Origin of the sequence: Shinella sp. (assembly GCF_052438155.1) — a bacterium.
In the GTDB taxonomy this organism is placed as follows: Bacteria; Pseudomonadota; Alphaproteobacteria; order Rhizobiales; family Rhizobiaceae; genus Shinella.
In genome coordinates, this window is sequence record NZ_JBQVPI010000001.1 from 241480 (window position 1) to 259177 (window position 17698).

Consider the following 17698-nt stretch of genomic DNA (forward strand, 5'->3'; position numbering starts at 1 on the left):
TCCGCATGTCGTTTTTGATCTAGCAGGCGGCAAATTCCAGCGTGGCGCGGCGTCCGGCTTCACGTTGAAATGGCGTGCCAACACATAAGGCAAAGCACCGTATCCGGGAGAGGAGACCCGGCGCGGTAGCGATGTCAAAAGGGAGCGACACTGCATGGCCGACGTGAAATCCGATATCGAAATTGCCCGCGCTGCAAAGAAGAAACCGATCCTGGAGATCGGCGCGAAACTCGGCATTCCCGCCGAGCATCTGCTGCCCTACGGCCATGACAAGGCGAAAATCAGCGCCGAGTTCATTGCCGAGCAGAAGGGCAAGAAGAACGGCAAGCTGATCCTCGTCACGGCGATCAACCCGACGCCGGCCGGCGAGGGTAAGACAACGACGACCGTTGGGCTCGGCGATGGCCTGAACCGCATTGGCAAGAAGGCGGTGACGTGCATCCGCGAAGCCTCGCTTGGGCCGTGCTTCGGCGTGAAGGGCGGGGCGGCCGGCGGCGGTTATGCGCAGGTCGTGCCGATGGAGGACATGAACCTCCACTTCACCGGCGATTTCCACGCCATCACCTCGGCACACAACCTTCTGTCGGCGCTGATCGACAACCACATCTACTGGGGCAACGAGCAGAATATCGACATCCGCCGCATCGCCTGGCGGCGCGTGATGGACATGAACGACCGGGCGCTGCGCCATATCGTCGGTTCGCTCGGCGGTGTCGCCAACGGTTATCCGCGCGAGACGGGCTTCGACATTACCGTGGCCTCCGAGGTCATGGCGATCCTCTGTCTTTCGATGGACCTCAAGGACCTCGAAAAGCGCCTGGGCAACATCATCATCGGCTATCGCCGCGACAAGTCGCCGGTCTTTGCCCGCGACATCAAGGCGGACGGCGCGATGACGGTTCTGTTGAAGGACGCCATGCAGCCGAACCTCGTGCAGACGCTGGAGAACAACCCGGCCTTCGTGCATGGCGGGCCGTTTGCCAACATTGCGCATGGCTGCAACTCGGTGGTCGCCACCACCACGGCGCTGAAACTCGCCGATTACGTGGTGACGGAAGCCGGCTTCGGGGCCGATCTCGGTGCGGAGAAGTTCTTCGACATCAAGTGCCGCAAGGCCGGGCTGAAGCCGGATGCGGCGGTCATCGTCGCCACCGTGCGCGCCATGAAGATGAATGGTGGCATCAAGAAGGACGAACTCGGCAAGGAGAACATCGACGCGGTCAGGAAGGGCTGCGCCAATCTTGGCCGGCATGTGCAGAACGTCAAGAAATTCGGCGTACCCGTCGTTGTCGCCATCAACCATTTCATCTCGGATACCGACGCGGAAATCCAGGCGGTGAAGGACTATGTCGCGACGCTTGGCGCCGAGGCCATCCTTTGCAGGCATTGGGCTCAGGGTTCGGCCGGCATCGAGGAACTGGCGCACAAGATCGTCGAACTCGCCGAATCCGGCCTGTCGCAGTTTTCGCCGCTCTACCCGGACGAGATGCCGCTGTTCCAGAAGATCGAGACGATCGCCAAGGACATCTACCATGCCGGCGAGGTCATCGCCGACAAGTCGGTGCGTGACCAGTTGCGCGTCTGGGAAGAGCAGGGCTACGGCAACCTGCCGGTCTGCATGGCCAAGACGCAATATTCCTTCTCGACCGACCCGAACCTGCGCGGTGCGCCGTCCGGCCATACCGTGCCCGTGCGCGAGGTCAGGCTTTCGGCCGGTGCCGGCTTCGTCGTCGTCATCACCGGCGAGATCATGACCATGCCGGGCCTGCCGAAGGTGCCGTCGTCGGAGAAGATTTTCCTCAACGAGCAAGGCTATATCGAGGGACTGTTCTGAGAACGTAAAAAGGGGCGCTTCGGCGCCCCTTATCGTTTGGCTTACGTCCGGCCGAGGAAATCCAGCTTGCCGACGGGAACGCCGTTATGGCGCAGGATCGCGTAGGCGGTCGTCAGGTGGAAATAGAAGTTGGGCAGTGCGAAGGTCAGGAGATAGTCCTTACCCGTGAAGTGGACTTCCTGCCCGCGCGTCTTCAGGACGACCGCGCGCTCCGCAGCGCCCTCATAGGCGGCCTCCGGCACGGAGGCGAGGTAGGTGGTCGTCTTGTCGATGCGGGCGCGCAGGTCGGCAAGCGTCGTTTCGTCATCCGGGAAGCTCGGGGCCTCCGTGCCGGTGAGGCGGGAGGCGGCGCCCTTGGCGGTGTCGCTCAGACGCTGGATCTGGCCGGCGAGCGAGAGCATGTCGGGCGACAGGCGTGCGTTCACCAGAATTTCCGGCTTGATCTTCTTTTCTTCCGCAAAGGCCTCGGCTTTGTCGAGCAGTTTTGACAAAACGGCGAAGCCACGCTGGAAGGTGGGTATCGAGAGTTCGTAAGGGGAGATCGACATGGTGGGGGACCTTTGGAATGGAATGATTGGGCCGCAACGGGCCGCCTTACAGATAGGTGTCGCCGTGCCGCCTTTTGAGGCGTGGTTCGAAATAAACGGCGTCTACCAGCAGTAGCGGTAGCCGCCACGTCGTTCCTTGACGTCGAGATGCAGATGGTTCTGATGCGCCGCGTCGCTGCCGGGATCGAGCACGGTGGTGAAATAGAGGCAGGCGCTTTCGGTGATGGCGCGTTGGAAGGCGCCTTCGAGGCTTGAATCCTTGTCCGCTGGTCGAACGGTGATCGTCTTGCCGCTCTTCAGCGAGAAGCCGGCAATGTCGATGGCATTCCCGAAAGCGTGCTCGGAAATCCTGCCTTCCTCGGCGCCGTTGCGGTTCTTGCAGACATAGGCAGAGGCCTGCGCCACACCGGTGATCACGTCGCCCGGTATGGCAGCCTCAAGCGAGGGTTTCACCGCACCTTCCATCCAGCGCGCAAGCTGCAGCGCCGTATCGCAGCGGATGGTCGCTTGCGGTTCGAGCTTGATATCGCCTGCCAGCCCCTTGAGCAGAACCGGCCTGTCGATGCCGCAGGCCTTGCCGTCATTGACGGCGGCGGCTTCCTCGAAGGTTGCGCCGATGGCTTTCAGTTCCGTGCGGCAGGCGGCCTGTTCCTTGCCATCCTCGTGGGGGCGTTCCTTGGCCTTGGCTTCCTCTTCCTTTGCCTTGCGCTCGGCCTCGGCTTTCGCACTTTCAGCAGCGGATTTCGTGGTCTCCTCGGGCGATTTGCCGGCGTCCTCCTCGACCTGCTGCTCCGGCCGGGCGCCGGGAAGGGGGCCTTCTTTCGGAAGGTCGGCGGCACCCGCCAGAACGAGCATGGCGGCAAAGGGGGCTATGCGGCGGATCGTGGCGATGGGTTCGTCTCCCGACTGACAAAATCGGTGAGGAAACGCCGGGGAACGAATTTGGTTGCCGACGAGGCTTTAGATACCGGCGCCGGCGGTGATTTCCATGTCCGGGGGGCGTTGCGCCGTGGAGCCGTCGATGAGCGTGCGCACGCGCGCGATGAGATGGACGTTGTCACCGGCATCATTGCCTTCGATGATGTCGAGAAAGAAGCCGGCCATCATGCGTGCCTCTTCGGCATTTCTCGGGGCATGCCGGTATATGGCGTTGAAAACACTCGCGATCCGGCCGTCCAGTACTTTGAATTCCGGGGTGTCGTGTTGTTCAAGCTTCTCCGCGATCCGAAGCTGCATTTCGCGGAACTCTTCCACCATGAAGTCGACCATGGGTATTTGCCTTGATATCAATCGTTTACGAGGGCTGCCATTAGCACATGCTCAAAAAGCGGGCAAATATCCGGGCATGGCGAAAATTCGCGATCTTGACAGATTGTTTCGCCGCCCTATTGCTTAGCGAAGCAAGAGAGGCGATGGCCAGTGCCACCGCGCAACATTCGGAAAGCCGAGCCGCCGGTCTTGCGCGCGCTCGCACTTCACGCTAACACTCCGTTCCATGAAAAAGATGATCAACATTGCTGGCTGGTGGTGGGTTCGCTGAGGCGGCCTTGACCAGTCATGCGTGATTGAGACGACAAGCCGCCCGGAACCTTCGAGGCGGCTTTTTTGTGTTTGGCCGCCTTGTGGAGACCGGGCCTGAAACGGAGTTGGGGAATGGCCACGAGAATTCTGGAAGACGGCGGCGAAGCCTATGAGACGAGGGGCGGGGTGACCGTCATGCGTCGCCGCCGCGCGGCAGACTATGGAAACGCGATTTCCGCCTATATCGACAAGCTCGACGAGCGGCGCGGCGCAGTCTTTTCTTCGAACTATGAATATCCGGGCCGCTACACCCGCTGGGATACCGCCGTCGTCGATCCGCCACTCGGCATCTCCTCGTTCGGCCGCTCGGTCTGGATCGAAGCCTACAACGCGCGCGGCGAGGTGCTGTTGTCCTTGATCGCCGACCGCCTTGCCAACGTGCCGGAACTGGCGCTTGGCGCCCATACGGCCAATCGCCTCGATCTCGACGTGAAGCTGCCTGACCGGGTCTTCACCGAGGAAGAGCGCTCGAAAATGCCGACGGTCTTCACGGTGCTGCGCATCATCACGGACCTCTTTCATTCGGCCGAAGATGCAAATCTCGGCCTCTACGGCGCCTTCGGCTACGACCTCGCCTTCCAGTTCGACGCGATCGACCTGAAGCTGGTGCGGCCGGACGACCAGCGCGACATGGTGCTCTTCCTGCCGGACGAGATTCTCGTCGTCGACCACCATGCCGCCAAGGCCTGGATTGATCGCTACGATTTTGCGAAGGGCGGACTTTCGACGGAAGGCAAGGGCGAGGCGATTGCTCCCGAACCCTTCGAGACCATCGACGTCATTCCGCCGCACGGCGATCATCGTCCGGGCGAATATGCCGAACTCGTCGTCAAGGCGAAGGAGAGTTTTCGGCGCGGCGACCTCTTTGAGGTGGTTCCCGGCCAGAAATTCTTCGAGCGCTGCGAAAGCAAGCCCTCCGAAATCTCCCGCCGTCTCAAGGCGATCAATCCGTCGCCCTATTCGTTCTTCATCAATCTCGGCAACCAGGAATATCTCGTCGGCGCCTCGCCGGAAATGTTCGTGCGCGTATCGGGCCGCCGTATCGAGACCTGCCCGATCTCCGGCACGATCAAGCGCGGCGAGGATCCGATTGCCGACTCGGAACAGATCCTGAAGCTGCTCAATTCGAAGAAGGACGAGTCCGAACTCACCATGTGCTCGGACGTCGACCGCAACGACAAGAGCCGAGTCTGCGAGCCGGGTTCGGTCAAGGTCATCGGCCGCCGGCAGATCGAGATGTATTCGCGCCTCATCCATACGGTCGACCACATCGAAGGACGCCTGCGCGACGACATGGACGCCTTCGACGGCTTTCTGTCGCATGCCTGGGCGGTCACCGTCACCGGTGCGCCGAAGCTTTGGGCGATGCGCTTCATCGAGGCGCATGAGAAGAGCCCGCGCGCATGGTATGGTGGGGCGATCGGCATGGTCGGCTTCAACGGCGACATGAACACGGGCCTGACGCTGCGCACGATCCGCATCAAGGACGGTATCGCAGAAGTCCGCGCCGGCGCCACGCTGCTCTACGATTCGAACCCCGAAGAAGAAGAAGCCGAAACCGAACTGAAGGCATCTGCCATGATTGCAGCCATTCGTGACGCGAAGTCCGGCAACGCCGCCAAGGTGCAGCGCGATGTCGCGGCGGTGGGGGCAGGGGTGAACATCCTGCTCGTCGACCACGAGGACAGCTTTGTCCACACGCTCGCCAACTATTTCCGCCAGACGGGCGCGACTGTCACGACCGTGCGCACGCCGGTGCCGGAAGAGGTGTTCGACCGTATCAAGCCGGATCTCGTCGTGCTGTCGCCCGGCCCGGGCACGCCGAAGGATTTCGACTGCAAGGCGACGATCAAGAAGGCGCGCGCCCGCAACCTGCCGATCTTCGGCGTCTGCCTGGGGCTCCAGGCGCTGGCCGAAGCCTATGGTGGTGACCTGCGCCAGCTCGCCGTTCCCATGCACGGCAAGCCCTCGCGCATCCGCGTGCTGGAGCCGGGCATCGTCTTCTCCGGCCTTGGCCGCGAGGTGACGGTTGGCCGCTACCATTCGATCTTCGCCGATCCCTCGACCCTGCCGCGCGATTTCATCATCACGGCAGAAAGCGAGGACGGCACGATCATGGGCATCGAGCATGCCAGTGAGCCGGTGGCCGCCGTGCAGTTCCACCCGGAATCGATCATGACGCTCGGGCAGGACGCCGGCATGCGGATGATCGAGAACGTGGTGGCGCACCTTGCCAAGAAAGCCAAGATAAAAGCCGCCTGACGCTTTGACAAAGCGGCCGAACTGGCCGATAGGAACGCCAAGAGAAAACCGCGTGCACGTCCCCCGTGCGCGCGGTTTTGCGTTGATGGGCCAGGTTTTTGCAACTCGTTTGCATGCGCATGGAGAGCGGTATGGAAAATTCGGACAGCAACACGGTCAAGCGGCTCGCCTTGTGGGGCATTCCGCTGTCGCTGGGTGTGATGGGCCTCAAGCTCGTCGCCTGGTGGGTGACGGGGTCGGTGGCGCTGCTTTCGGACGGCATGGAATCGAGCGTCAACGTTGTTGCCGCAATCGTCGCCTTTGCGGCGATCAGTTACGCGGCAAAACCCGCCGACAAGACGCATCCCTTCGGCCACCATAAGGCGGAATATCTGTCGGCGGTTATCGAGGGCGTGCTGATCGTCGTGGCGGCGCTGCTGATCGTCAAGGAGGCGGTGCCGGCGGTGCTGGCGCCGACACCGATTGAAGCGCCGGTGCTCGGCCTTGCGATCAACTTCCTCGCCGGTGTAATCAATGCGATCTGGGCCTTCGTGCTCATCCGTGCCGGCCGGCGTTACCGCTCGCCCGCGCTTTCGGCGGACGGCCAGCATATTCTTTCCGACGTTGTCACCTCCATCGGCGTGCTTGTCGGCCTCGTGCTGGCGATTGCGACCGGTTATGCGGTGCTCGATCCGCTGCTCGCCGTGCTCGTTGCGCTCAACATTCTCTATCAGGGCTGGAAGGTCATCGCGCATTCGGTCGATGGGCTGATGGACCACGCGGTGGAGCCGGGGGAGGCGGACGCCATTCAGGCGGCGATCGCCGCCCATGGCACAGGCTCGCTCGGTGTACATGACCTCAAGACGCGGCGGGCCGGGTCGGCGACCTTCGTCGACTTCCATCTTGTCGTACCGGCATCCATGCCCGTCGGTCAGGCGCATGACATCTGCGACCGGCTGGAGGATGCGATCCGCACCGTGCAGCCCGGCGCGCAGATCGCCATCCATGTTGAGCCCGAGACGGAAAAGGCGCATGGCATCCGGGTCAAGATCGAGGAGGCGTGACGATGAGCAAAACTGACGTATCGGGACTGTCGCAACTGGGGCAGGCGGTCGATCTGCCCGTCAATCCGGAAACTGCCGTGCTGGAGAAGGTGCCGAGCAATCATGCGGGCACGGATTTCGTCGTGCGCTTCACGGCGCCGGAATTCACCTCGCTGTGCCCGATGACGGGCCAGCCGGACTTCGCGCATATCGTCATCGACTACATTCCGGACGGATGGCTGGTCGAATCGAAGTCGCTGAAGCTCTACCTGCATTCCTTCCGCAACCACGGCGCCTTCCACGAGGATTGCACCATCGACATCGCCAAGCGGCTGGTCGATCTGTTGCAGCCGAAGTGGCTGCGGATCGGCGCCTACTGGTATCCGCGCGGCGGCATTCCGATCGACGTGTTCTGGCAAACGGGCGAAGCGCCGCAGGGTGTGTGGATTCCGGACCAGGGCGTGCAGCCCTATCGCGGTCGCGGATAAAAGGAGGCGGGTGATGCCCGCCACCTTCAAGGCGCGGGATCTCAGCCGAAAGCGAGGACCAGGCCGGTAAGCGCGGTCAAACCGCCGATGATGCGCGCCGCGAGCGCGCCGCCGGAAAGCCGGGCAATGCCGAGACCGAGGCCGATGCCGGCGCCATGCAGGAGCGTCGTTGCAACGACGAAGCCGATGCCGAACTGCCAGGCCCCGGCCGCTCCGAGTTCGCCGCCATGCGCATGGCCGTGGAACAGGGCGAAGACGGCGACGATTGCGGCCGACATGACGGTGTCCAGCTTCACCGCCATGGCGACGAGCAGGCCAAGTGCCACGACCGAGGCAAGGATCGCCGGTTCGACGAAGGGCAGGGCGATGCCCGCAAGCGCGAGGCCGAAACCGATGGCCATGGTGGTGACGAAGGCAGCCGGCACGGCCCACAGCGCCCTGCCGCCGATCTGCGCAGCCCACAGGCCGACGGCGATCATCACCAGAATATGATCGAGGCCGAACAGCGGATGCGAGAAGCCGGCCATGAAGGAGCCATGCTCTTGCGGATTGAGATGGGCGAAGGCCGGCGAGGTCGTGGTGACAAGTGCGCCGAGCGCCAGCGTCATGCGTCTGATCATGGTATCCCCTGTTCCGCTGGCTCCGGGAGCGAACCAGCGTATTCCGTCAATGAGAACCGCATCCTACGGACGGGACTGCGGCCACGTCCATACGCAAATTGCGTATGGACAGGCTCTGGTTTCGCGCGGCAGTAAGTGCATTTACCCTGTTTTCCGGTGTCTGGGACAGGCTCTATCGCCCGGTATCGGTTTTGTTGCATTGTCTTGGCCAGTGAGTCGCATTATCTGACAGCGACAAGATTATTCTGACGAGCAATCGGAGACTTTGGATGAGCGACGAGGACGACAAGAAGACGGAACTGCCCCTGGGCAAGGAAACGGAGGCGAATCTTTTCAAGTCGCGTTCGATCTTCATCTACGGGCCGATCAATCAGGAGCTGGCGCAGAAGGTCTGCTCGCAGCTCGTGGCGCTTGCCGCCGCCGGCGACGAAGACATCCGCATCTACGTCAATTCGCCGGGCGGCCATGTCGAATCGGGCGATTCGATCCATGACATGATCAAGTTCATCAAGCCGAAGGTCTGGATGATCGGTACGGGCTGGGTCGCCTCCGCCGGTGCGCTGATCTATGTCGCCGCTCCCAAGGAGCGCCGCATCTGCCTGCCGAACACCCGCTTCCTGCTGCACCAACCGTCGGGCGGCACGCGCGGCATGGCATCGGACATCGAGATCCAGGCGCGTGAAATCATCAAGATGAACGAGCGCCTGAACAGGATCTTCGCCGAAGCCACCGGTCAGTCGATCGAGAAGATCGCCAAGGATACGGACCGCGATTACTGGCTTTCTGCCGAAGAAGCCAAGGGCTACGGCCTCGTCTCGCGCATCGTGACGTCGCAGGGCGATATCTAAGGCTTTTGCCTTTCTGAACAGGATGAAGCCCTTCCGTTGCGGAGGGCTTTTTCTTTGCGCACGGGCCATCTCGTGGGCAATTGCCGCAGTTTTGTGCCTCGGGTGCTTGCGCTTTCGCCACCCCGCCGGTATAGACGGCCTTATGTTGAAGACCAGCGCACAGATCATCGAACAAGTTTCCCGCGGCAGCGCAGCTGTTCGCGAGCGTTCGCGCGGCTTCTCCTCGCTTCTTCTTCTCGGCCTTATGCGCGGTTGCCGGGTTCGTTGAGGAGCGCCCGGCGGCCGACAAAGCCCGCCCGGCAATAGCTCCTCGTTTCACCCTACGCATTAATTCCGGTTTGGCCGCCCACGGCCAGCATTCGCCGTCGCAAAATGCGCCTGCTTGCGCTAAGACGCTTTCGCGAATGCCGGGACGACGAAGAGACGAAAACGATGATTTTGAAGACCCACACCCCCAAGCAGGGCATGCCCGACGCGGCCGTCAAGTACCAGGCCTATCCGACGATCAACATTCCCGACCGCACCTGGCCCGGCAAGACGATCACCGAAGCGCCGATCTGGTGTTCGGTGGACCTGCGCGACGGTAACCAGTCGCTGATCAACCCGATGGGCCACGACCGCAAGGCCCGCATGTTCCAGCTGTTGCTCGACATGGGTTTCAAGGAAATCGAGATCGGTTTCCCCTCCGCATCGCAGACCGACTTCGACTTCGCGCGCTGGTGCGTGGAAGAGGGCAACGTGCCGCGGGATGTCTCCTTGCAGGTTCTGGTGCAGTGCCGCCCGGAGTTGATCACCCGCACCTTCGAGGCGCTGGAAGGCGCCCATAACCCGATCATCCACTTCTACAATTCGACGAGCGAATTGCAGCGCCGCGTGGTGTTCGCCAAGGACGTTCACGGCATCAAGCAGATCGCCACCGATGCGGCCAAGATGATCACCGACATGGCCGCCAAGGCCGGCGGTGGCTACCGCTTCGAATATTCGCCGGAAAGCTTTACGGGCACCGAACTGGAAGTGGCGCTGGAAATCTGCAACGCGGTCGTCGAGATCGTGAAGCCGACGCCCGACAACAAGCTGATCCTCAACCTGCCTTCGACGGTCGAGATGGCGACGCCAAACATCTACGCCGACCAGATCGAGTGGATGTGCCGCAACATCGACAACCGCGAAAACGTCATCATCTCGCTGCATCCCCACAACGACCGCGGCACCGGCATCGCCGCGACGGAACTGGCCCTGATGGCCGGCGCCGACCGTGTCGAAGGTACGCTGTTCGGCAATGGCGAGCGCACCGGCAATGTCGACGTCGTGACGCTGGCGCTCAACATGTACACGCAGGGCATCGATCCCAAGCTGGACTGCTCGGATATCGAGCGCGTCAAGGCGGTCTACGAATACTCTAACGAGATGGCCATTCCGGAGCGCCATCCCTATGTCGGCGAGCTGGTCTATACGGCCTTCTCCGGCTCGCACCAGGATGCGATCAACAAGGGCATGAAGGCCATCAAGAAGGCCAACAAGCCGTTGTGGGAGGTGCCATACCTGCCGATCGACCCGCAGGATGTCGGCCGCTCGTACGAGGCGATCATCCGCATCAACTCGCAGTCCGGCAAGGGCGGCATCGCCTACATCCTGCAGGCAGATTACGGCATCAACCTGCCGCGCAACCTGCAGGTCGAATTCCGCGAGGAGATCCAGCGCATCACCGACGAGGAGGGCGTGGAGCTGCCCTCGAAGCGTATCCATGAGAGCTTCTTGGAGCGCTACGTCACGCAGCCGGGCACGCGGATCCGTTTCGTCGATCACCACACCTATCCCGATGACGCCGGGCAGAAGGGCACGCGCATCGTTGCGGCGGAAGTCACCGATGGCGGCGAGACCAAGCGCATCGAAGGCAAGGGAACCGGTCCGATCGACGGCTTCATCAACGCGCTGTCGATCTATCTCGGTATTCCGATGTCTGTTGCGGATTATTCCGAGCACTCGCTCCAGCACGGTTCCAACGCGGCCGCCATCGCCTATGTCGAGGTCGAGCATCCGGGCGGAAAGATCTTCGGCGTCGGCATCAACACGAACATCGTGACGGCCTCGCTCGAAGCGATCGTTTCTGCCGCCAATCGGGTGCTGGCTGCTCGCGGCTGATCGAGTACAGACTGAATGAAAAAGCCCGGCGATAATATTGCCGGGCTTTTTTGTTTCAGGGCGTGTCGGACTGGAGAGGGTTGGTTCGTCTTCTACACATTGAAGCGAAACCACAGTCGAAAGGATCACGTCATGGAAAAGAACACCATCTGCGTTTGGTACTATAAGGACGCCGAGGCCGCCGCCCGCTTTTACGCGGAAACCTTTCCCGACAGTTCCGTCGGTGCCGTCATCCGTACCCCCGGCGACTATCCGGAGGGCAAGCAGGGAGATGTCCTGGTCGTTGAATTCACCGTTGCAGGCATTCCATGCATCGGGCTGAATGGCGGCCCTACATTCAAGCAGTCGGAAGCTTTTTCCTTCCAGATCTCGACGGAAGACCAGGAGGAAACCGACCGTTACTGGAACGCGATCGTTGGAAACGGCGGGCAGGAAAGCGAATGCGGCTGGTGCAAGGACAAGTGGGGCGTATCCTGGCAGATCACGCCACGTGTCGCGATGGAAGCACTCAGGGCAGGCGGCAGCGAGGCGAAGCGCGCCTTCGACGCCCTGATGACGATGCAGAAGATCGACGTCGCCGCGATCGAGGCGGCGCGGCGCGGCTGAAATCTTTCCGGCGCGAATGGGCGCATGCGTCCGTTCGTAGCCTCCCGGCGGGCTAGATGCTTGCGGAAACCGTTTCCGCAATGCGCTCCAGGTTCGGATCTGCCGAAGGCCCGACCACGACGAAGGAGGCGTTGCCCCTCTGCCAGGAGACGAGGCCGATATCGTTGCGCATGCTCTCTGTCAGATCCGTCCTGCCCTCGACCGGGGTGCTATTCTGGAGGAAACAGATGGCGAAGATCTCGTTTTCGGCATCCCGGTAGAGCAGCTGCGCGGTCGGCTTGCCGCCGGCAACGAGCAGGCGGGCGCCTTCGAAGGTGAGGTTCTGGGCCGAAAGGTCTGGAAGCGCGAAGGTCACGCCGGTGCTGGCGGAGAGCCATTCGACGATATGGTCCTGTTCGCTTGCCGGTACCTCGACGAGATGGCGCGTCTGGCGCGAATAGATGCGGTGATAGTCGGCGATGTCGTCGAGCCAGGTGCGGGCGGCGGTGATCTGGAGCGGTGCTTCCGCGGCACCCTGTTGCTCGGAGACGAGATATCCGGCGGCGCCGCCGGCGATGAAGATCGCGATCGATGCGGCCAGTGCCTTTGGCCAGAACGCCGACGGACGGCGTGGCGCCGCGGCGGCGACCGGAATGGCGGCGAAACCCGATTTGGGCTGTTCGTCCTCGCTCTTGCCGACGTCCTTGATCGTGCGAACGAGATCCAGCGGGATAGGATCCTGCAGCATCCTGTCGAAGGCGCGCGCGCCGAATTCGCTGCCGAGCTTCAGCTTTTCGAAGACGACGCGCGCGTCGTCATCTTCGGCGAGGATGGCATCGATTTCGTCTACTTCCGTCTGTGGCAGCTGGCCATCCAGATAGGCGGACAATCGAATTTCGAGCGGAAGACCCTGTGTACTCTCCACCATCAGGCCCTCCTTTCGGTCTGTTCAGCGATCATGGCCGCGAGCCTGATGCGGGCCGCCGAAAGCCGGCTCATCACGGTGCCGATCGGTATCCCGAGGATATCCGCCGCCTCCCGGTAGCTGTGGCCTTCAACGTTCACCAGCAGGAAGACGCTCGAAAGCCCCTCCGGCATGGTCATGATCAACTTGTGCAACTGCTTGGCATAGACGGCCTTGTCGGCCGACGCTTCGATGTGCAGGCTATCCTGCTCGGCAACATCTACAGTGCCGGACCCTGTGCGGACCTTTCGCTTGCGGATTTCGTCCACCCAGAGATTGCGTGTCATGGCATAAACCCAGCTTTCCAGCCGGCCTTCCCCGTTCCAGAGATGGCTTCGCGTGATAGCCCTCTCGCATGCTTCCTGAACGAGGTCGTCCGCATCGCTGCCATTGCGCGTCAGCGTCATCGCAAAACGGCGCAACTTCGGCAGCAAATTGACCAAATCTCGCCGGAACTCATTCGATTCTGCCGTCGGACGCATTGCTTTTCCAAGGAAACGTTCGGGATCAAAACTCTATTCGCTCCCGGGCGGGTAGCGACCGTCTGATATGAAACATTCTTCCTAATGCCTGCAAGCATGAACGGCAACCCGGAGCGCAGTTTCCCGCGTTCCCTCAACGATTGTTCTTGTGTTGGCCGGCATCGTCCCGTTTTTGGACGATGCCGGCAGCGATGTCAGTAGGTTGTGCGCTCACCGCCGAGCGACTGGAGCAGAGCGCGGTAGGCCCAGGTGTTCTCGCCGCCGCGATCGCGGATTTCGACGAGCTGGACGCGGGCTCCCTCGATGTCGCCCTGTTCGATCAGGGCCTGGCCCATATAGGAGCGGGCGAGGATGTAGTTCTCATCCTTCTGCAGGGCCCGCTTGTAGAAGCTCATGCCGAGTTCCATGTTGCCGAGCTTGCGCGTGTTGTAGCCGAGATAGTTGAGGATGCGCGGGTCTTCCTGGTCGGAAGCGGCGTGCAGTGCCCGCAGCGCGTTCTCATACTGGCCGGCATAGGCGAATTCGCGGGCCGCCTCATAGAGCTTGTCGTCGATCTCGCGCTCGGTCTTCTTCTGCTCTTCCGTCTTGGCCTTGTCGTCTGCCGGTGTGCCTTCGACCGGCTTGCCCTCAGTCGGCGTCACTTCGGCCGGCTTCAGATCCTCAGGCGCGACGCATTCCTTCTTTTCCTCGTTCCAGATCTTGCCGTCGGTGCAGGTCGTCGTCGTTTCGGTCGCAACCGGCGGCGTCGTGGTATCGGAATCCGCGGCGCGGGCGGCTGAGAACGCCGTCAGCGAGACAGCGGCGCAGAATGAAAGCAGCATGGTGTGGCGGAGCATGGTCATGGGATTCCCTCTCGTCGGGTCGTCTGCGGGGCGCTGGCCGTCTCAGAGCGGACCCGCTGTTCAGGCATTCCCAAGGCAGGCCGCTCTGAGGACTAGTTACGGATGGCGAGAGGGATTTATTCGGCCGTTTTAGAAACGCGTCGTTTCCGCCAGTGTCAGCGCAAGCCCGTCCGGCGTCAGCGCGAAACGCTCGCGCATGACGTTCCAGTTGCCCGGTGCACCGGAAATCGAAAAGAGGTTGTAGCCGGCCGGCGGCTTGTGGCCACCCGGTCCCTGCGACGCCGAGGCGATGCCGACGACCGGGATCTGCTTTATCTGGCCAGGCAGCCAGTGCACGGTGTTGAGATGGGTGTGGCCGTGCAGCACGAGGTCCGCCCCGCCGGTCGAGACGGTGGCAGCGAAGCGGCGCATGCCGATCATGCGCTTGTGGAAGGACGCGGCACCCCGGATTGGCGGATGATGGATCATCACCACACGGAAAAGGCCGGCCTCGCCGGCGGCGCGTAGCATGTTGACCGTCTCGCGGGCCTGCCGGGAGCCGAAGTAACCGGAGGCCGAGAAGGGTGGCGTGGCGACGGCCGTCGAGCAGCCGATGATCGCCACCTGGCCGCGCACCCGCAGATAGGGGAAGACATGCATGTCCTCTTGCCATTCTGCCGGGGCCGCATCGCCGCGCATGTAGGGATACCAGGCGCGCGTGGATTTTTCGTAGGCGCCGCGCACATAGGCGTCGTGGTTGCCCGGCACGACCGAAACATGCTCCGGCGTGCCAGCTTCCGGCAGCCATTTCTTCACGGCCGCGATTTCCAGCGAAGAAGCGAGGTTCACGAGGTCGCCGGTAATCGCCAGATGGTCCGGGTCGCGCCGCTCGATATCCTCAAGCACGATGTCGAGTGTGTTGGTGAACAGGTGCCGGCGGCGGTTGCGATGCCAGTTGACGAAACCGGTGATGCGCTTCGAAAACAGTTCCAGGAAGGTGAGGGCAGGCAAGGGGCCGAGATGGACGTCCGATATATGGGCAAGTCTGAACATAGCTTTCCATAGAGCATATACCGGGCAAGGGAAACGCAAGGCGTGTATATTCCCAGGCCTTTGGCCCCCAAGGCTTGATTTGCGGGAAAGGTTCCGGCGAAGTGCCGCAATGAAACAGGACACGCCGACCACCCCGCCGCCGACCCGCAGCCTGCTGGCAAAGCTCGCCACACGCGTGGTGCACAGCTATTTCGCGCTTGCCCGCGGCATGACGATGGGCGTGCGCGCCGCCTGTTTCGACGAAGCCGGCCGCATCTTCCTCGTGCGCCACAGCTATGTGCCGGGCTGGCATATGCCGGGTGGCGGCATCGAGCGTGGGGAAACGGCGCTGGAGGCGCTCGCCAAGGAAATCCGGGAAGAGGGCAACCTCGTCGTCGGCACGCCGCCGACGCTCGTCCATGTCTACTTCAACCGCCAGACCAGCAAGCGCGACCATGTGCTGCTCTACCGGTGTGACGGTGTCGTGCAGACGGCGCCGCGCCTGAAGGATCGTGAGATCGTCGAGGCCGCCTTCTTCGCGCTCGACGCCCTGCCGGTCGCGACGACTGCGGCAACCCGGCGCCGGCTGGAGGAACTCGCCGGCCGGGCGCCTTTTGCTGATTTCTGGTAGTTCAGGCTGCTTTCAACCGATCCCGACCGTGCGCGGCGGTGAGATCGAGCGCCGGGCCGACAGGCACGATGCCCGTCGGGTTGATCGTCGTGTGGCTGCGATAATAGTGCTCCTTGATGTGGCGCATGTTCACCGTCTCGGCGATGCCCGGCACCTGATAGAGTTCGCGCAGGTAGCCCGAGAGATTCGGATAGTCGGCGATGCGACGGATGTTGCACTTGAAGTGGCCGACATAGACCGGGTCGAAGCGCACCAGCGTCGTGAAGAGCCGCCAGTCGGCCTCGGTGAGGCGGTCGCCCGTAAGGTAGCGCTTCGTCGACAGGCGGTCTTCCAGACTGTCGAGCATTTCGAAGAGTTTCGTGACGCTCTCCTCATAGGCCTCCTGCTCCGTCGCGAAGCCGGCCTTGTAGACGCCGTTGTTGACGGTGTCGTAGATCGCATCGTTCAGGGCATCGATCTCGGCACGCAGGATTTCCGGATAGTAATCGTCCCGCGAACCGGTGATGCCGTCGAAGGCAGAGTTGAACATGCGGATGATCTCGGCCGATTCGTTGGAGACCATGCGGCTCTGTTTCTTGTCCCAGAGCACCGGCACGGTGACGCGGCCGGAATAGGTGGGATCGGCCTTCTGGTAGACCTCGTAGAGGGCGGAAGCGCCGAACAGCTGATCGAGCGTGCCGCCGTTCTCGCCCTTGAACTCCCAGCCCTTCGCCAGCATCAGGGGATCGACGACGGAAACGGTGATCAGGTCTTCCAGTTTCTTCAGCTTGCGGAAGATCAGCGTGCGGTGCGCCCAGGGGCAGGCGTAGGAGACATAGAGATGGTAGCGTCCGGCTTCCGCGGCAAAGCCGCCTTCGCCCGAAGGACCCGGCGCGCCATCCGGCGTGATCCAGTTGCGGAACTGCGAGGCGGCGCGCTTGAAATGGCCCTTCGTCGCGCTCGTGTCGTACCAGACGTCGTGCCAGACGCCGTCAACAAGCATGCCCATGATGGTCTCCTTCTGCCGCACGTCGCGGCTCAAACGTGAGGTCTTAGATAGCCCATGGGCGGGATGTGGATAGGCGCATTTTGATGAACAGTGCGTTTTGCTCTTTGACAGAGGCAAAATTTCTGCTATCCGCGCAGATCAGGACCGGCGCTCAAGCCGGCGAGGAAGACGATAGGCATGTTCTACCCGGGAAGCCCACGACGACGCTGATGCCCCTGCTGCGCCCCTCGCGGTGGCGCGATAACCCGCATCCCCAGCTTCGTATCCGGTTCCCAGATCCATGAACATGCTCAAGCACGATATCGTCTACCTGACGGAAGACACCTCCCACGACGCCGCCATCGAACATATCAACGAAGAAGCCTTTGGCCCCGGCCGGCATGTCCGCGCGGCTGCGCGCATCCGTGAGCAGGGGCCGCACGACCTGTCGCTGTCCTTCGTCTGCACGGATGACGGCGAAACGGTGGCCTCCGTGCGCATGACGCCGGTGACGGCCGGCGGCGTGAAGGGCCATCTGCTCGGCCCGCTCGCCGTGCGCCCATCGCACAAGAACAAGGGCATCGGCCGCGAGCTGCTGCGCATCGCCTGCGCCGCCGCCAAACGCAAGGGCTCCGAAGCCGTCATCCTCGTCGGCGACCCGCCCTATTACGGCCCACTCGGCTTCGAAAAGGTCGCGTGGAATGCGCTGGCCTTCCCCGGTCCGGTCGATCCCGCGCGCGTGCTGGTGATGCCCTTTGTCGAGGACACGCACGAGCGGCTGAAGGGTGTTATTGCCTGGCGCAATGACGGCGTTTCTCCGTAGGCGGCAGCGCGACCGAGCTTCCAGCCGTGACAAGGTAAACCTGCCACG

18 protein-coding genes are annotated in these 17698 nt (G+C 62.4%); 9 read left to right on the forward strand and 9 right to left on the reverse strand.

Annotated features, from left to right (window positions below):
- The first annotated feature begins 154 nt into the window (after window positions 1–154).
- A complete protein-coding gene (locus ACT6VE_RS01110; RefSeq protein WP_444796785.1) occupies window positions 155–1834 on the forward strand; it encodes a formate--tetrahydrofolate ligase in 1680 nt (559 codons plus the stop codon).
- 41 nt (window positions 1835–1875) lie between these two features.
- On the opposite strand, the gene ACT6VE_RS01115 is transcribed toward ACT6VE_RS01110, so the two are convergent.
- The 3 genes from ACT6VE_RS01115 to ACT6VE_RS01125 all read right to left on the reverse strand — a co-directional run bounded on the left by ACT6VE_RS01115 (window position 1876) and on the right by ACT6VE_RS01125 (window position 3651).
- Window positions 1876–2382 carry a DUF1993 domain-containing protein gene (locus tag ACT6VE_RS01115; RefSeq protein WP_444796786.1) on the reverse strand — a complete coding sequence of 169 codons (507 nt, stop codon included), beginning with the start codon at window positions 2380–2382 and terminating at the stop codon, window positions 1876–1878.
- A 102-nt stretch (window positions 2383–2484) separates the two neighbouring features.
- Window positions 2485–3237 carry an extensin-like domain-containing protein gene (locus ACT6VE_RS01120; protein ID WP_444796787.1) on the reverse strand — a complete coding sequence of 251 codons (753 nt, stop codon included), beginning with the start codon at window positions 3235–3237 and terminating at the stop codon, window positions 2485–2487.
- A gap of 105 nt (window positions 3238–3342) precedes the next feature.
- Window positions 3343–3651 (reverse strand): hypothetical protein, encoded by a 309-nt coding sequence (locus ACT6VE_RS01125; protein ID WP_444796788.1) that lies wholly within the window; start codon window positions 3649–3651, stop codon window positions 3343–3345.
- Window positions 3652–4035: 384 nt separating this feature from the next.
- On the opposite strand from ACT6VE_RS01125, the gene ACT6VE_RS01130 reads away from it, so the two are divergent.
- The 3 genes from ACT6VE_RS01130 to queF all read left to right on the forward strand — a co-directional run bounded on the left by ACT6VE_RS01130 (window position 4036) and on the right by queF (window position 7735).
- Window positions 4036–6225, forward strand: a complete 2190-nt coding sequence (locus tag ACT6VE_RS01130) for an anthranilate synthase (protein ID WP_444796789.1) — start codon at window positions 4036–4038, stop codon at window positions 6223–6225.
- Window positions 6226–6356: 131 nt separating this feature from the next.
- Window positions 6357–7268: a cation diffusion facilitator family transporter gene (locus ACT6VE_RS01135; RefSeq protein WP_444796790.1), complete on the forward strand. Its 912-nt coding sequence runs from the start codon at window positions 6357–6359 to the stop codon at window positions 7266–7268.
- A 2-nt stretch (window positions 7269–7270) separates the two neighbouring features.
- On the forward strand, window positions 7271–7735 hold the full coding sequence (queF, locus tag ACT6VE_RS01140; RefSeq protein ID WP_069058040.1) for a preQ(1) synthase: 465 nt from the start codon (window positions 7271–7273) through the stop codon (window positions 7733–7735).
- Between the two features lie 41 nt (window positions 7736–7776).
- Here the strand turns inward: queF and ACT6VE_RS01145 are convergent, their stop codons facing one another.
- The gene (locus tag ACT6VE_RS01145; RefSeq protein WP_444796791.1) at window positions 7777–8355 is read right to left on the reverse strand and encodes a HupE/UreJ family protein; all 579 of its coding nucleotides are present in this window, start codon (window positions 8353–8355) and stop codon (window positions 7777–7779) included.
- A gap of 269 nt (window positions 8356–8624) precedes the next feature.
- Here ACT6VE_RS01145 and ACT6VE_RS01150 point away from each other — a divergent pair, with 269 nt between their 5' ends.
- The 3 genes from ACT6VE_RS01150 to ACT6VE_RS01160 all read left to right on the forward strand — a co-directional run bounded on the left by ACT6VE_RS01150 (window position 8625) and on the right by ACT6VE_RS01160 (window position 11951).
- On the forward strand, window positions 8625–9203 hold the full coding sequence (locus tag ACT6VE_RS01150; protein WP_444796792.1) for an ATP-dependent Clp protease proteolytic subunit: 579 nt from the start codon (window positions 8625–8627) through the stop codon (window positions 9201–9203).
- Between the two features lie 432 nt (window positions 9204–9635).
- Window positions 9636–11345 (forward strand): 2-isopropylmalate synthase, encoded by a 1710-nt coding sequence (leuA, locus tag ACT6VE_RS01155; protein ID WP_444796793.1) that lies wholly within the window; start codon window positions 9636–9638, stop codon window positions 11343–11345.
- Between the two features lie 132 nt (window positions 11346–11477).
- Complete coding sequence (locus ACT6VE_RS01160; RefSeq protein ID WP_444796794.1) at window positions 11478–11951, forward strand: VOC family protein; 474 nt, start codon at window positions 11478–11480, stop codon at window positions 11949–11951.
- Window positions 11952–12003: 52 nt separating this feature from the next.
- Here the strand turns inward: ACT6VE_RS01160 and ACT6VE_RS01165 are convergent, their stop codons facing one another.
- From ACT6VE_RS01165 to ACT6VE_RS01180, 4 genes are all read right to left on the reverse strand, one after another.
- Window positions 12004–12858, reverse strand: coding sequence for an anti-sigma factor family protein (locus ACT6VE_RS01165; protein ID WP_444796795.1), 855 nt, complete (start codon window positions 12856–12858; stop codon window positions 12004–12006).
- Window positions 12858–13376: an RNA polymerase sigma factor gene (locus ACT6VE_RS01170; protein WP_444796796.1), complete on the reverse strand. Its 519-nt coding sequence runs from the start codon at window positions 13374–13376 to the stop codon at window positions 12858–12860. Before ACT6VE_RS01170 ends, ACT6VE_RS01165 begins: the two co-directional genes overlap by 1 nt.
- Before the next feature lie 194 nt (window positions 13377–13570).
- Complete coding sequence (locus tag ACT6VE_RS01175) at window positions 13571–14218, reverse strand: tetratricopeptide repeat protein (RefSeq protein ID WP_444796797.1); 648 nt, start codon at window positions 14216–14218, stop codon at window positions 13571–13573.
- 129 nt (window positions 14219–14347) lie between these two features.
- Window positions 14348–15250 (reverse strand): metallophosphoesterase family protein, encoded by a 903-nt coding sequence (locus ACT6VE_RS01180; protein WP_444796798.1) that lies wholly within the window; start codon window positions 15248–15250, stop codon window positions 14348–14350.
- 109 nt (window positions 15251–15359) lie between these two features.
- On the opposite strand from ACT6VE_RS01180, the gene ACT6VE_RS01185 reads away from it, so the two are divergent.
- On the forward strand, window positions 15360–15860 hold the full coding sequence (locus ACT6VE_RS01185; protein ID WP_444796799.1) for an NUDIX domain-containing protein: 501 nt from the start codon (window positions 15360–15362) through the stop codon (window positions 15858–15860).
- Window position 15861: 1 nt separating this feature from the next.
- Here the strand turns inward: ACT6VE_RS01185 and ACT6VE_RS01190 are convergent, their stop codons facing one another.
- Window positions 15862–16848 (reverse strand): glutathione S-transferase family protein, encoded by a 987-nt coding sequence (locus ACT6VE_RS01190; RefSeq protein ID WP_444796800.1) that lies wholly within the window; start codon window positions 16846–16848, stop codon window positions 15862–15864.
- Between the two features lie 280 nt (window positions 16849–17128).
- On the opposite strand from ACT6VE_RS01190, the gene ACT6VE_RS01195 reads away from it, so the two are divergent.
- Window positions 17129–17650: a GNAT family N-acetyltransferase gene (locus ACT6VE_RS01195; RefSeq protein ID WP_444796801.1), complete on the forward strand. Its 522-nt coding sequence runs from the start codon at window positions 17129–17131 to the stop codon at window positions 17648–17650.
- Window positions 17651–17698 lie beyond the last annotated feature (48 nt).

Coding starts and splice junctions, on each gene's coding strand:
- ACT6VE_RS01175 (WP_444796797.1), bottom strand. CDS start 14,218: ATGACCATGCTCCGCCACACCATGCTGCTTTCATTCTGCGCCGCTGTC.
- ACT6VE_RS01180 (WP_444796798.1), bottom strand. CDS start 15,250: ATGTTCAGACTTGCCCATATATCGGACGTCCATCTCGGCCCCTTGCCT.
- ACT6VE_RS01150 (WP_444796792.1), top strand. CDS start 8,625: ATGAGCGACGAGGACGACAAGAAGACGGAACTGCCCCTGGGCAAGGAA.
- ACT6VE_RS01185 (WP_444796799.1), top strand. CDS start 15,360: ATGAAACAGGACACGCCGACCACCCCGCCGCCGACCCGCAGCCTGCTG.
- queF (WP_069058040.1), top strand. CDS start 7,271: ATGAGCAAAACTGACGTATCGGGACTGTCGCAACTGGGGCAGGCGGTC.
- ACT6VE_RS01195 (WP_444796801.1), top strand. CDS start 17,129: ATGAACATGCTCAAGCACGATATCGTCTACCTGACGGAAGACACCTCC.
- leuA (WP_444796793.1), top strand. CDS start 9,636: ATGATTTTGAAGACCCACACCCCCAAGCAGGGCATGCCCGACGCGGCC.
- ACT6VE_RS01135 (WP_444796790.1), top strand. CDS start 6,357: ATGGAAAATTCGGACAGCAACACGGTCAAGCGGCTCGCCTTGTGGGGC.
- ACT6VE_RS01115 (WP_444796786.1), bottom strand. CDS start 2,382: ATGTCGATCTCCCCTTACGAACTCTCGATACCCACCTTCCAGCGTGGC.
- ACT6VE_RS01190 (WP_444796800.1), bottom strand. CDS start 16,848: ATGGGCATGCTTGTTGACGGCGTCTGGCACGACGTCTGGTACGACACG.
- ACT6VE_RS01120 (WP_444796787.1), bottom strand. CDS start 3,237: ATGCTCGTTCTGGCGGGTGCCGCCGACCTTCCGAAAGAAGGCCCCCTT.
- ACT6VE_RS01160 (WP_444796794.1), top strand. CDS start 11,478: ATGGAAAAGAACACCATCTGCGTTTGGTACTATAAGGACGCCGAGGCC.
- ACT6VE_RS01125 (WP_444796788.1), bottom strand. CDS start 3,651: ATGGTCGACTTCATGGTGGAAGAGTTCCGCGAAATGCAGCTTCGGATC.
- ACT6VE_RS01165 (WP_444796795.1), bottom strand. CDS start 12,858: ATGGTGGAGAGTACACAGGGTCTTCCGCTCGAAATTCGATTGTCCGCC.
- ACT6VE_RS01110 (WP_444796785.1), top strand. CDS start 155: ATGGCCGACGTGAAATCCGATATCGAAATTGCCCGCGCTGCAAAGAAG.
- ACT6VE_RS01130 (WP_444796789.1), top strand. CDS start 4,036: ATGGCCACGAGAATTCTGGAAGACGGCGGCGAAGCCTATGAGACGAGG.
- ACT6VE_RS01145 (WP_444796791.1), bottom strand. CDS start 8,355: ATGATCAGACGCATGACGCTGGCGCTCGGCGCACTTGTCACCACGACC.
- ACT6VE_RS01170 (WP_444796796.1), bottom strand. CDS start 13,376: ATGCGTCCGACGGCAGAATCGAATGAGTTCCGGCGAGATTTGGTCAAT.